Source organism: Corynebacterium sp. (genome assembly GCF_012838985.1).
Classification (GTDB): Bacteria; Actinomycetota; Actinomycetes; order Mycobacteriales; family Mycobacteriaceae; genus Corynebacterium.
Map to the genome: position 1 here is coordinate 1 of NZ_DUOE01000046.1, position 12,782 is coordinate 12,782.

At 69.5% G+C, this 12,782-nt stretch carries 13 protein-coding genes and 1 pseudogene; all 14 read right to left on the reverse strand.

Translation table 11 applies throughout. From position 1 onward, the window contains the following. Positions 1-90 (reverse strand): DivIVA domain-containing protein (locus GXZ33_RS02460; RefSeq protein ID WP_291339279.1); only part of this gene is annotated, 90 nt, incomplete at its 3' end. A 168-nt stretch (positions 91-258) separates the two neighbouring features. Further along, positions 259-552 (reverse strand): YggT family protein, encoded by a 294-nt coding sequence (locus GXZ33_RS02465; protein WP_291339267.1) that lies wholly within the window; start codon positions 550-552, stop codon positions 259-261. A 97-nt stretch (positions 553-649) separates the two neighbouring features. After that, positions 650-1,132: a cell division protein SepF gene (sepF, locus tag GXZ33_RS02470; RefSeq protein ID WP_291339268.1), complete on the reverse strand. Its 483-nt coding sequence runs from the start codon at positions 1,130-1,132 to the stop codon at positions 650-652. A 57-nt stretch (positions 1,133-1,189) separates the two neighbouring features. Then, positions 1,190-1,882: a YggS family pyridoxal phosphate-dependent enzyme gene (locus GXZ33_RS02475; RefSeq protein WP_291339269.1), complete on the reverse strand. Its 693-nt coding sequence runs from the start codon at positions 1,880-1,882 to the stop codon at positions 1,190-1,192. Further along, positions 1,879-2,604, reverse strand: a complete 726-nt coding sequence (gene pgeF, locus GXZ33_RS02480; RefSeq protein ID WP_291339270.1) for a peptidoglycan editing factor PgeF — start codon at positions 2,602-2,604, stop codon at positions 1,879-1,881. The genes GXZ33_RS02475 and pgeF overlap by 4 nt, the downstream gene beginning before the upstream one ends. 10 nt (positions 2,605-2,614) lie before the next feature. Then, positions 2,615-3,805: a cell division protein FtsZ gene (ftsZ, locus tag GXZ33_RS02485; protein WP_291339271.1), complete on the reverse strand. Its 1,191-nt coding sequence runs from the start codon at positions 3,803-3,805 to the stop codon at positions 2,615-2,617. 123 nt (positions 3,806-3,928) lie between these two features. Beyond that, on the reverse strand, positions 3,929-4,588 hold the full coding sequence (locus tag GXZ33_RS02490; RefSeq protein WP_291339272.1) for an FtsQ-type POTRA domain-containing protein: 660 nt from the start codon (positions 4,586-4,588) through the stop codon (positions 3,929-3,931). After that, positions 4,589-6,007, reverse strand: a complete 1,419-nt coding sequence (murC, locus tag GXZ33_RS02495; RefSeq protein ID WP_291339273.1) for a UDP-N-acetylmuramate--L-alanine ligase — start codon at positions 6,005-6,007, stop codon at positions 4,589-4,591. A gap of 36 nt (positions 6,008-6,043) precedes the next feature. After that, positions 6,044-7,126, reverse strand: coding sequence for an undecaprenyldiphospho-muramoylpentapeptide beta-N-acetylglucosaminyltransferase (gene murG, locus GXZ33_RS02500; RefSeq protein ID WP_291339274.1), 1,083 nt, complete (start codon positions 7,124-7,126; stop codon positions 6,044-6,046). A 3-nt stretch (positions 7,127-7,129) separates the two neighbouring features. Next, positions 7,130-8,488 carry a putative peptidoglycan glycosyltransferase FtsW gene (locus tag GXZ33_RS02505; RefSeq protein WP_291339275.1) on the reverse strand — a complete coding sequence of 453 codons (1,359 nt, stop codon included), beginning with the start codon at positions 8,486-8,488 and terminating at the stop codon, positions 7,130-7,132. Continuing rightward, positions 8,485-9,834: a UDP-N-acetylmuramoyl-L-alanine--D-glutamate ligase gene (murD, locus tag GXZ33_RS02510; RefSeq protein WP_291339276.1), complete on the reverse strand. Its 1,350-nt coding sequence runs from the start codon at positions 9,832-9,834 to the stop codon at positions 8,485-8,487. The genes GXZ33_RS02505 and murD overlap by 4 nt, the downstream gene beginning before the upstream one ends. Continuing rightward, positions 9,831-10,940, reverse strand: coding sequence for a phospho-N-acetylmuramoyl-pentapeptide-transferase (gene mraY / locus GXZ33_RS02515; protein WP_291339277.1), 1,110 nt, complete (start codon positions 10,938-10,940; stop codon positions 9,831-9,833). The genes murD and mraY overlap by 4 nt, the downstream gene beginning before the upstream one ends. Positions 10,941-10,953: 13 nt before the next feature. Then, entirely contained in the window at positions 10,954-12,441 is a 1,488-nt protein-coding gene (murF, locus tag GXZ33_RS02520) for a UDP-N-acetylmuramoyl-tripeptide--D-alanyl-D-alanine ligase (protein ID WP_291339278.1), read from the reverse strand. Further along, a pseudogene (locus GXZ33_RS02525) lies at positions 12,438-12,782 on the reverse strand (UDP-N-acetylmuramoyl-L-alanyl-D-glutamate--2,6-diaminopimelate ligase); the annotation flags it as partial. The gene murF and the pseudogene GXZ33_RS02525, both read right to left, overlap by 4 nt.

Consider the following 12,782-nt stretch of genomic DNA (forward strand, 5'->3'; position numbering starts at 1 on the left):
CTGGTCAACCTCATCCTCGTTGTAACCCCGCTTGCCGATCGGCGGCTTACTGAAAGCGACGTTGTGCACATCAGCTGGTGTCAGCGGCATTGGCGTTCCCTTCGAGTTTGTGGTGGCCCGGTAGGCCGGTGCGGGCTGGCCCACACTATGCGTTTCCAATAATCGTACGTTGAGTGCTTGGTCAAGTGTAACCCCCGGAGGGATCGTCCGGACCACGGACACTCCAAATCTTTACCGGAGGTTGAGCTCGGGGGCCACTCAGGCACCGAAGACGGACAGCACAATCACCTGCAGAACACTGAGGATGATGAACAGCACGATCACCGACATGTCCAGGGCGACACCACCCAACTTCAGGGGCGGAATGACGCGGCGCAGCGCCTTGACCGGGGGATCCGTGATGACGAACAGCGGCTCCGCGATGTAGATGAACCACCGCGGAGGCTGGAAGTTGCGCGAGAAGGACTGGATCATCTCGATCACGATGCGCGCGATCAGGATGAGGACGAAGATCCGGAGGACGAGGTAAATGGCAGAACCGAGGAGACTCACAGTGACCGAGCCTAGTGGTTCCCGCAACGAAAAAGGTAGGTGCCCCACCGGGAGTGGGACACCTACCTCACGACCAACAGCTGCGTGACCGGTCGGGTCAGCGCAGCTTGGCTGCCCGTTCGAGCTCGATCTGGGAGAACTCCGCGCCCTCCGGGGTGATGGCGAAGACGGTGCGGTCCGTGTCGATGTTGCGGGTCACGTTGACCATCTTGCCGCGCAGGGCGTAGCAGAGGCCGGCGGCGAAGTCGACGATGCGCTTGTTGTCGCCCGGCTCCATGCGGGTGAGGTCGAAGACGACGGCGTCGCCGTCGCGGAAGGGCTCACCGATCTGGGCGGCCTGGCTGTAGGAGGTGACCTCCACGGCGACCAGCTTCGGCTCCGGGGCCTGGTACTGCGGGCGCTCCTCGAGCTCCGGGCGGCTGTAGCCGCCGTACTCGTAGTCGCGGGACGGTGCGTAGGCGGCGGAACCGCTGGTGCGGTAGCGCTGGTCCTCGCGGTCGTAGTCGTAGTAGGCGTCCTCGTTCTCCATGTCGATCGGAGACAGTCCGAAGAACTCCTTGGCGTTCCTGATGAAGGACATTTGTTTTCCTCTCCCGTTGGTGCAGCTGGCGCGGGGGTTTTGGTCGTTTACTGAACCCTACGGTAGTTGTCGGCTGCCCAGCACGCCGGTTCCGACACGCACGATGTTCGAGCCCTTGGCGACGGCGCTCTCCAGGTCGGCCGACATGCCCGCGGACAGCTCCATACCGGGCCCCAGGTCATCACACAGCGTACGCGCCCGCGCGAAGACGGGATCCGGGTCCGCCCCCAGGGGAGGCACCACCATGAGACCCCGCAGTTCGAGGTGGGGGGCGGCCCCGACGACGTCGACAAGCTCCTGCAGGTCCTCCTCGAGGACGCCTCCGCGGGAGGGGTCACCGTCGGCGGAGAGCTGCAGGTAGACGGGCAGGACGCCGGCCGGTCGGTCGCCGCGTTCGATGGCGAGGCCGATGCCGCGGTTGAGGCCCTCCGCCAGGCGCACCGAGTCCACCGAGTGGACGCTGGCGGCCCAGCGGGCGACGGAGTTGGCCTTCTTCGTCTGGACCTGGCCGATCATGTGGATGCGCGCGGCGGGCACGTCGGCGGCCTTGGCGCGGGCCTCCTGCTCGCGGTTCTCGGCGACGTCGGTGACGCCGAGCTCCAGGAGCAGCTCCAGGTCGGAGGCCGGGTGGAACTTGGTCACCGGCAGGAGGCGGATGTCGGCGGGGTCACGGTCGGCGGCGCGGGCGGCGGCGTCGATGCGCTCCCGCACGGCGGCCAGGTTGGTGCGCAGTTCTTCGAGTCTGGTCACGGCAGCCACACCAGCCCCGCCTGACGCCCGGTGGTGCCTTCCCGGCGGTACGAGAAGAAGTCCTCGTCCTCGATCGTGCACCGCGGGTCCGCCTCGATGTTGGTCACACCCAGGCCCATGAGTTGGCGCACCAGCCCCGCGCGGATGTCGAGACCGACGGTCCCCTGCTCCGTGCGGGTCCGGGACCCCGGGAGATGCTTCTCGACGTCCGCCGCCATCTCCGCCGGCACCTCATAGTGGCGCCCGGAGGCCGCGGGACCCAGGACCGCCTGGACCGCACCCGGCTCCGCCCCGAGGGCCACCATCTTCTCGACGGTCCGGGGCACGATCCCGTTGCGCGCCCCCATGCGGCCCGCGTGGACCGCGGCGACGACACCGTGGACGTGGTCGGCCAGCAGGACGGGGACACAGTCGGCGACGAGCACACCCAACGCCAGACCACGCTCGGTGGTCACGAGGGCGTCGGTGGCCTCGACGGGACCGTCCTGGGGGCCCTCGACGACGGTGACGGTGCGGGAATGGATCTGCTCCATCCACACGATGTCGTCCAGGCCGAGGATGCGGGCCAGCCGCTCACGGTTGGCGGCGACCGCGTCGGGGTCATCCCCGACATGGTCACCGAGGTTGAAGGAATCATACGGAGACGACGACGCCCCGCCCGCACGGCTGGTGAAGACCATGCGGACGGGGCGAGGAGCCTCGTTCGCGCTGCTGAGGGACATGCCCTAAAGGTTAGCGCAGGAAGTCGGGCACATCGAGATCGTCATCGCGGGAGCTGCGGGAGCTGGTGAACAGACCACCGTTGCCGGAGCTGCGGTGACGGCCGGTGTCGGTCGACGGGGACGGGGTCGGCGGCGGGGTGGGCTTCTGCTCCTCCTGCTGCTGACGCTCCTCGAACAGGCCGCCACGGGCCGGCTCCTCCATCGGGGACGGGACCGCGGTGGGCTCGGCGGGGCGGGCGGTCGGCGGGTTGTTCTTCGCGGCGTCGAAACCGGTGGCGATGATGGTCACGCGGACCTCGTCACCCAGGTTGTCGTCGATGATCGTTCCGAAGATGATGTTGGCGTCCTCGTCGGCCTTCTCCTGGACGATGGTGGCCGCCTCGTTGACCTCCATGAGGCCGAGGTCGGAGGCACCGGCGACGGAGAGCAGCAGACCCTTCGCGCCCTCCATGGTGGACTCCAGCAGCGGGGAGTTGATGGCCTGCAGGGTGGCGGTCATCACGCGGTCGTCGCCACGTGAGGAACCCACACCCATGAGCGCGGAACCGGCGTCGGACATGACGGAGCGGACGTCGGCGAAGTCGACGTTGATCACGCCCGGGGTGACGATGAGGTTGGTGATGCCCTGGACACCGTTGTGCAGGACCTCGTCGGCGGCGCGGAAGGCCTCCATCATGGACAGCGAGGCGTCACCGAGCTGCAGCAGGCGGTCGTTCGGGATGACGATGAGCGTGTCACAGACCTGACGCAGCTCCTCGATGCCGGCCTCGGCCTGGCGGGTACGGCGCGGGCCCTCGAACTTGAAGGGCTTGGTCACGACACCGACGGTCAGCGCACCGAGCTTCTTCGCGATCCCCGCGACGACCGGAGCCGCACCGGTACCGGTGCCGCCACCCTCACCGGCGGTGACGAAGACCATGTCGGCGCCCTTGAGGGTCTCCTCGATCTCCGACTTGTGGTCCTCCGCGGAGGTGCGACCGACCTCCGGGTTCGCACCGGCACCGAGGCCACGGGTGGCCTCACGGCCGATGTCGAGCTTGGTGTCCGCATCGGAGAAGAGCAGGGCCTGGGAGTCCGTGTTGATGGCGACGAACTCGACACCCTTGAGGCCCTCTTCGATCATGCGGTTGACGGCGTTGACTCCGCCGCCGCCGACGCCGACGACCTTGATGACGGCGAGGTAGTTGTTCGGTGAGGTCATGGGTTCTGGCCGCGCCTTTCGGGGAAGTTTATGTGATCTGGAACGAGGTTGTATCCATCATGGGTGACCGCGCCTGAAAAGTCAGGGACATTTCAGGGCGTGTCGATACCCTCAACCTCAGGTTTAACGTACGGTCAGCAGCGTGGGATTGGACACATTCCAGTGTTCTCCCGGCCGCTGGATGGCGGTCTGCATCGCCAGGGACTTGTCGTGGTTGCTTTCCGACGCACCCCAGTAGACCGTACGCCCATCATGCAGGCGAAGGGCCAATTCGTACCGCCCGGGGGCATCGATGGTGGAGACCATCGCCCGCACGTGCTCGGGGAGCGAGGAGATGACGGCCGCCACGTCGGCCAGCACCTCGAGGTCCTCCCGCAGGTCGCCGGTGACCTCCACGGAGCTCTCCGGCGGGACGTCGATGATGAAGGGACGCCCCTCCTCGTCGATGAGGTGGTCACCGTCGGCCTCACTGCTGTACAGCAGCGCCTGCCGCTCCGTGACGTCCACGACCAGCGTCGACGGCCACTGCCGCGAGACCGTCGCACTGCGGACCCACGGCAGGTCGACGACGCCCCGGGCGGCCTGCCCGGCGTCGACACGCACGAGGTTGTCGCCCTGCGACACACCCGTCGCCTCGATGACGTACTCCTCCGGGGAGTGGACGTTGCCCGTCACGGCGTAGTTGTTCACCCGCAGGACGGGGAACACCCACACCACGGCCACCAGGAGCAGCAGCACCGCGAGCAGGGCCCCGCCGATGCGGAGGATGCTTCTGCGCGACATCTACCCGCCCAGCGTCGCCAGGATCTCGCCCGCCAGCAGGGTGACGTCACCCGCGCCCATGGTGAGGACGAGGTCACCCTCGCGCACCAGACCGCGGACGGTCTCCGGGGCGTGGGAGAAGTCCGGCTCATAGGTGACGTCGCAGGTCATCGAGTCGGTGATGATGCGGGAGCTGACACCCTCCACCGGCTTCTCACGGGCCCCGAAGATGTCGAGGACCACCGCGGCATCAGCCAGCGAGAGCGCCGCGGCGAACTCTTCCGCGAACTCGATGGTGCGGGAGTACAGGTGGGGCTGGAAGACGACGACCACCCGGCCGCCCTCCCCCTCGGCCTCGACCTTCTGCTGCGCCGCCTGCAGCACCGCGGTGACCTCGGTCGGGTGGTGTGCGTAGTCGTCGTAGACCCGCACCCCGCCGGCGGTGCCGCGGTACTCGAAACGACGGCGCACGCCGCTGAAGTCACTCAGCCCCTCGGCCAGCTTCTCCAGGTCACCGCCGGCCAGGTGCCCGGCCAGCAGGGCGGCGGCCCCGTTGAGGACCATGTGGCTGCCCGGGGTCTGGAGGAGGACGGGGATGTCGCGGCCGTCGATACGGATGAGCGCGGTGGTGCCGCCGTCGGTGACCTCGGTGCTGAGGATCTCCGCCCCCAGCGGGATCGCCGGGTGGAGGGCCGCCGCATCGGTCGTGCCGTAGCCCCGCACCTTGATGCCGTTCTTCATCGCCCGCTCGCCGAGGGCCGCGGCGTGGATGTCGTCGAGGCACACCACCAGGTAGCCGTCCTCGGTGACCCGCTCGGAGAAGTCGTCGAAGACCTGGTGGTAGGCCTGGGCCGTGCCGAAGAAGTCGAGGTGGTCGGGCTCGATGTTGGTCACCACGGCCACGTCCGGGGAGTAGCGCAGCAGCGAGGCGTCGGACTCGTCGGCCTCGGCGATGAAGGTGTCACCGGTGCCGTGGTGGGCGTTGGTGCCGGAACGGCTGAGCTGGCCGCCGATGGAGAAGCTCGGGTCCATGCCGGCCGCCTGCGCCGCCGCGACGGCCATCGAGGTGGTCGAGGTCTTGCCGTGCGTGCCGGCGAAGAGGACCTGGCGGTAACCGGACATGAGCTCACCGAGGAGATCGGAACGCCGGATGACCGGGATGCCCTGCTCGTGGGCGGCGACGAGCTCCGGGTTGTCCTGCGGGATCGCCGCGAAGGAGACGACGACCACCGTCGGCGGATCCCCGGCGAGGGTCAGGTTGGCGGCGTCATGGCCGACGGCGACGTGCGCCCCGGTGGAGCGCAGCGCACGCACCGGACGGGAGTCCTTGACGTCGGATCCGGTGACCACCGAACCGCGGTCGAGCAGGATCCGGGCGACGCCGGACATGCCGGAGCCACCGATGCCGATGAGGTGGACGCGGGAGAGATCAACGGTCACGGTGTGTGCTCCTGGATGGTGTGGGGTGATGGGGTCTTACTTTACTGCGGCGACGACCGCGTCGGCGAGCAGTCCGGCGGCGTCACCGGCGGAGTGCTCACGGGCGGCGGCGCGCATGGCGGCGAGCTTCTCGTCGTCACCGAGGATCTCGGTGACCTCGGAGACGAGACGGTCGGGGGTGAGCTCCGCATCGTCGATGAAGCGGGCGGCCCCGGCCTCCACGACGCCGGTCGCGTTGAGCGCCTGCTCACCATTACCGTGCGGCAGCGGCACGTACAGGGCGGGCAGTCCCGCGGAGGTGACCTCGGCGACGGTCATCGCGCCGGAGCGGCAGACGATGAGATCGGCGACGGCGTAGGCGGCCGCCATGTCGTCGATGTAGGGCAGCGCCACGTAGTGGTCGTGCTCCTCGGGGGCGGTGTTGCGCTTGCCGTAGGCGTGGAGGACCTGGATCCCGCCGGCCGCGGTGAGCGTGTCGACGGCCCCGGCCACCGCCTTGTTGATGCGCACCGCGCCCTGGGAGCCACCGGTCACCAGGAGCGTCCTGAGCTCCGGCGACAGGCCCCACTGTTCGCGGGCCCGCGCGACGGCGGCGTGGGTGTCTCCCCCGCGCAGACCGGCCCGCACCGGGATGCCGACGACCTCGCCGGGCATGCCCGAGTCCGCGACGGCGTTGTAGCTGCGGCCGCCGAGACGCTGCCCCAGCTTGTTGGCCATGCCGGCGCGGGCGTTGGCCTCGTGCACGAGGAAGGGGATGCCCAGCGATTTCGCCGCCAGGTAGGCGGGGGCGGAGACGTAGCCGCCGAAACCGATGAGGACGTCAGCCCCCGTGTCCCGCAGGATCTCCCGCGTCTGACGGACCGCCCCCAGCACCCGGAACGGCAGCTTCAGCAGGTCCAGGTTGGGGCGGCGCGGCACGGGCACGGGATCGATGAGCCGCAGGTCGAAGCCACGGGCGGGGACGAGGTCACGCTCCAGGCCCCGGGGGGTGCCCAGGGCGGTGACGGTGGCACCGTGCTTCTCGACGAGCGCCTCAGCCACCGCGAGAGCGGGCTCGATGTGGCCGGCGGTTCCACCTCCTGCGACAACTACGCTCAGAGGCTTCTTCGCTGCGGGCATGGGTCACCGTCTCCTGTCGTTGGGGGGCCGATTTCTCCTCTTGACGCTACCAGTGACCGGCTCCCCGAACCTGTCACGTGACGTGGGGGCGGGGGCACGCCGCACCGAGGTGGGGCGGGTCGCCGGTTCCGGCAGGAGTGCCAGCCTGTCGAAGAGGGGGCGACCGTAGGACTGTATCGCGGAGACCGCCTCCGGTTCGTGGCGGGCCACCGACGCCAGCAGACCCATCGAACCGAGGGTGATGATCGTCGAGGTGCCGCCCGCGGAGATCATCGGCAGCTGGATGCCGGTGACCGGCAGCAGACCGATGACGTAGCCGATGTTGATGAAGGCCTGCGACACGACACCCGCGGTGAGCGCACCGGCCATGAGCGACTGGAACTGGTTCTGGGCGCGGAAGGCCGCACGGATGCCGAAGTACCCGAGCAGGGCGAAGAGGATGATGACCAGCGCACCACCCCACAGTCCGAGCTCCTCGCCGATGATGGCGAAGATGAAGTCGTTCTTGGCCTCGGGGAGGTAGAACCACTTGGCGCGGGACTGACCCACGCCGACACCGGTGACGGAGCCGTCCGCCAGGGAGAGGAAGCCCTGGTAGGACTGGAACGCCACGCCCTGGGTGTCCTCGAAGCGGCCGAAGAGGGCGTCGAAGTAGACGTGGAAGCGGTTGGAGCGGAAGCCGCCGGAGAAGAACACCCACAGCAGCCCGACCACGGATATGGCCACCGCCGTGAGGATGAGGCGCATGTCCACGCCCGCGAACAGCAGCGTGAAGCCCACGACCACGGCGAAGTTCACCGCCATGCCCAGGTCTCCCTGGGCGCCGATGAGGAGGGCCATGAGGGCCGCCACACCCGTGTACATGATGAAGGGGCTGCGGACTCCGGTGCCGGCGGTGTGTCTGCGGTCGGCGAGATAGGACGCGCCCCACACGGCGATGGCCACCTTGGCCAGTTCCGAGGGCTGGAAACGCAGGGGGCCGAGGACGATCCACGACTGGGAGCCCACCTCGACGCGGCCGGTGCCGATGCCCGGGATGAGCACCGCGACGAGCAGCACCAGCGACAGGCCGACCAGCCAGGGTGTCCAGCGCCGGACGGTCTCGGGCCGGGTGCGCAGGGCGATCCAGAAGGCGGCGAGGCCGGCGGCGATCATCATGAACTGGCGCATGGCCTGGTTCCACACGGTCGCGCCCTCGAGGACGGACCAGGTCATCGTCGAGGACATGACCATGACGGCTCCGATGCCGACGAGCAGGAAGACCACGGAGCGGATCATGAAGTAGTCGAAGCCCGGCCGGGCCTCCAGCATGCGGTGCCAGTCGGCTCGCCACTTCGTGAATCTGCCGGTGGAGTTGCTCATGTCAGCCTCCGTGCGGCCGCGGCGAACAGGTCGCCGCGTTCGGCCATGCCGGTGAACATGTCGAGGGAGGCTGCCGCCGGTGCCAGGAGGACGGTGTCCCCCTGCTCCGCGACGTCCGCCGCCCACTCCACGAGCTCCTCCATCGCGGCAGCCGGATCGGTGTGGTGGGTGGTGTGGACGGGCACGTCCGGGACGGTCTCGGCCAGCGCCGCCGCGATGAGCGGGGCGTCGACGCCGAGCAGCCCGACGGCACGGAGCCGGTGGGCGTGGTCCCGGATGAGCGGGGCGACGTCCGCGCCCTTGAGCTGTCCGCCGGCGATCCAGATGACATCGTGGAGTCCGGCCAGCGCGGCGTCGGTGGCGTGCGGGTTGGTGGCCTTGGAGTTGTCGATCCACACCACTCCCCCGCTCTCCGCGACGGTCTGTCCGCGGTGTCCGTCGACCTGGAAGTCGGCCAGCGCCGCGGCGATGTGCTCCGGGGTCGCCCCCTGGCTGCGCGCGATCGCCGCCGCGGCCAGGGCGTCGAGGACACCGGCCGGTCCGGCGGGCTGGATGCCCGCGACCGGGGCGAGCACGACACCGGTGTCGTCCACCAGGTGTCCGTCACGCACCCCGAACTGTCCGGGGGCGGGATCCCCGAGGGTGAAACCGATGTACGTGTCGACGCCCGCCCGCTCCAGCACCGCACGCACCTCCGGGTCGTCGACGCCTGCGACGGCGACCGCACCCCGCAGGGCACGGGCCTTGTCGTCGGCGTAGGCGGTGAAGGAGCCGTGCCAGTCGATGTGATCCTCGGCGAGGTTGAGCAGGACACCGGCGTCCGGGGTCAGTTCGCTCGACCAGTGCAGCTGGAAGCTGGACAGCTCGGCGACGAGGATGTCGACGCGCTGCGGGTCCACCAGGGCGTCGGCCACCGCGACGCCGATGTTGCCGACCGCCTCGGCACGCAGGCCGGTGTCACGGCCGAGCTGCTGCATCATGGCGGCCAGCATGGCGGTGGTGGTGGTCTTGCCGTTGGTGCCGGTCACCACGAGCCAGGTGCGCGGCGGGCCGAACGTCCCGGCGCGGTCGAGGCGGTAGGCCAGCTCGACGTCGCCGATGACCTCGAGGCCGCGGGCGGCGGCGTCGAGGAGCAGGGGGCTGTCGGGGCGCCAGCCCGGGGAGGTGACGACGAGCTCGACGTCGTCGAGAAGCTCGCGGGCCTCGGCGACGGAGACGGTGCGCACGCCGTCGAGGCGGGTGTTGTCGTCGGCGACGATGAGGTCCACCCCGAGATCGGTGAGCAGGCGGACCAGGCCGCGGCCGGACACGCCGGCTCCGGCGACGAGGGCGGTTCCGGTGATCATCGCAGGCTCACTCCCGTGGCGGTCAGCCACTCAGCGTAGAAGATGGACGTTCCCAGGATCACGGCCATGACGGCGATGAGCCAGAAACGGATGACGACGGTGGTCTCGGGCCAGCCGCCGTTCTCGAAGTGGTGGTGGAACGGGGCCATGCGGAAGAAGCGTCGGCCCGTCGTGCGGAACACGATGATCTGGATGAGCACGGAGGCCGCCTCGATGACGAAGAGGGCGCCGATGATGATCATGAGCAGCTCCGTGCGGGACGCGACGGACAGGCCGGCGACCAGGCCGCCGAGGGCCAGGGAACCGGTGTCGCCCATGAAGATCTTGGCCGGCGCGGCGTTCCACCACAGGAAGCCGAGGCAGGCGCCGAGTCCGGCGGCGGCCAGGACGGCGAGGTCCAGCGGGTCACGCACCGAGTAGCAGCCCGGCTCCACCGAGACGGTGCAGGAGTTGCGGAACTGCCAGAAGGTGATGAGCGTGTAGCCGCCCATGACGAAGGCGGTGGTGCCGGCGGCCAGGCCATCGAGACCGTCGGTGAGGTTGACGGCGTTCGACCACGCGGCGATGAGGATGTACATGAACACCAGGAACACGATGATGCCGATCACCGAACCGCCGAAGGCGATGTCGAAGGTGTCGATGTCACGGATGAACGACAGGTGCGTCGATCCCGGTGTCAGCCCCTGGTCGTCGGGGAACCACAGGATGAGCAGACCGAAGGCGACCGCGATCACCAGCTGGCCGACGAGCTTCGCCGTCTTGTTGAGGCCCAGGTTGCGGGCCTTGAACAGCTTGATGAAGTCGTCCGCGAAGCCCAGGGCACCCAGCCCCAGGGTCAGTCCGAGGACCAGCAGGCCGGAGACGGTGAAGCCGCCGGAGCCGGTGATGAGCCCGTAGAGGCCGACGGTGAGGTAGGCGATGACGATGCCCGCGATGATGGCGATGCCGCCCATCGTCGGGGTGCCACGCTTGCGCAGGTGCGACTTGGGGCCCTCCTCACGGATCTCCTGCCCCAGTCCCTCGGCGGAGAACCGCCGGATGAGGACGGGAGTGGTGAAGATGGCGACGAGGAAGCTGACGATTCCTGCGATGATGATCTGTGTCACGTCGAATGCGCCCCTAATGACCCTTCTGGATGAGTTTCTCGGCCACCCGCCACAGCCCCAGTGCATTGGAGGCCTTCACCAGCACCACGTCACCGGGGTTGCCGGTGCCGGTGTACTCGATGGGACGGGTGTGCAGCACGTTTTCGACGAGGCGGGTGGCCTCCTCGACATCGTGTGCGATCTCAGTAGTTATACCCCGGCCACGCGCCTCCGTCGCCATGGCACGGCTGTTGGGGCCGTCCCCGACGGCGATGAGGTGGGACACGCGGTAGCGTCCCAGCTGCTCACCGAGGGCCCGGTGGGAGGCCTCTGCGTCGTCGCCGAGTTCGCCCATCTCACCGAGGACCGCGACGGCCCGGGCGTGCGGACGGGCCGCCGCCGTGTAGGCGAGGGCCGCGATGCCGGCGCGCATGGAGTCCGGGTTGGCGTTGTAGGAGTCGTTGATGACCGTGACGCCGTCGGCGCGGGTCTGCACGTCCATGCGGTGCGCCGAGGCGTTGGTGTGCCGCGACAGCCCCGCCGCGACCTGCTCGAGGGTGAGCCCGGCCTCCAGGCCGACCGCGGCGGCGGCCAGCGCGTTGGACACCTGGTGCTCGCCGAAGACCTGCAGGGTCACGGGGACCGAACCGTCGCGGCTGTGGAGGGTGAAGCTGGCGCGGGCGACGTCGTCGAGGCGCACGTCGGCGGCCCACAGGTCGGCGCGGGAGTGCGCGGAGTAGGTGACCACACGGGCCCGGGTACGCGGCGCCATCGCGGCGACGAACGGGTCGTCGGCGTTGAGGATGGCCACGCCGTCGGCGGGCAGCGCCTCGACGAGCTCCCCCTTGGCCTGCGCGATGTTCTCCTGGGAGCCGAACTCCCCGAGGTGCGCGGAACCAACGTTGAGCACGACGCCGATGTGCGGCGGCACGGACTCCGCCAGGTGCGCGATGTGGCCGATGCCGCGGGCCGACATCTCGGCGACGAGGTAGCGGGTGTCGGCGTCGCAGCGCAGGGCGGTGTACGGGTGGCCGATCTCGTTGTTGAAGGAGCCGGGCGGGGCGACGGTCTCCCCCGCCTCCCGCAGCACGGAGGCGACGAGGTCCTTGGTGGAGGTCTTGCCGGCGGAGCCGGTGATGCCGACCACGGTCAGGTCGGGCAGGCGGGTGACCACCCCGTGGGCCAGGGCGGCGAGCGCCTCGACGACGGCGCGGGCGGAGCCGTCCTCGTCGTGGGCGTAGATGTCGGCGTTGGAGTCACTGCGTCCCCGCGGCTTCACGACGACCGCCGGCACCCCGACCGGCCGCGCCGCCAGGACGGCGACGGCGCCGGCCTCGACGGCGGTGGCGGCGAAGTCGTGGCCGTCCACGCGGGCACCCGGCAGGGCGAGGAACAGCCCGCCCGGGGTGACCTTGCGGGAGTCGAACTCGACGAAACCGGTCACCCGGGTGTCCGGGTCGGTCACGTGCGAGAGTTCACCGCCGGTGATCTCCGCGATCTCCGCGAGAGTGAGGGGGATCAATGCTTCTTCTCCTTGAGTGCGCGCCGGACCTCTTCCCGGTCGTCGAAATGGTGGTTGACGCCGGCGACCAGCTGGCCGACCTCGTGGCCCTTGCCGGCGACGACGACGCCGTCACCCGGGCGGGCCCACTCTATGAGGGCGTCGATGGCGGCGGCACGGTCCCCGATCTCCCGGACCTCCGCGCCCGTCTCCACGGCCGCTTCCGTGGCCCCCTGCAGCACGGCCGCCCGGATGGTGGCGGGCACCTCGCTGCGCGGGTTGTCGTCGGTGATGATGACCAGCTCGGCGCGGCGGGCGGCCTCGGCGCCCATGAGGGGCCGTTTGGTGGCGTCCCGGTCCCC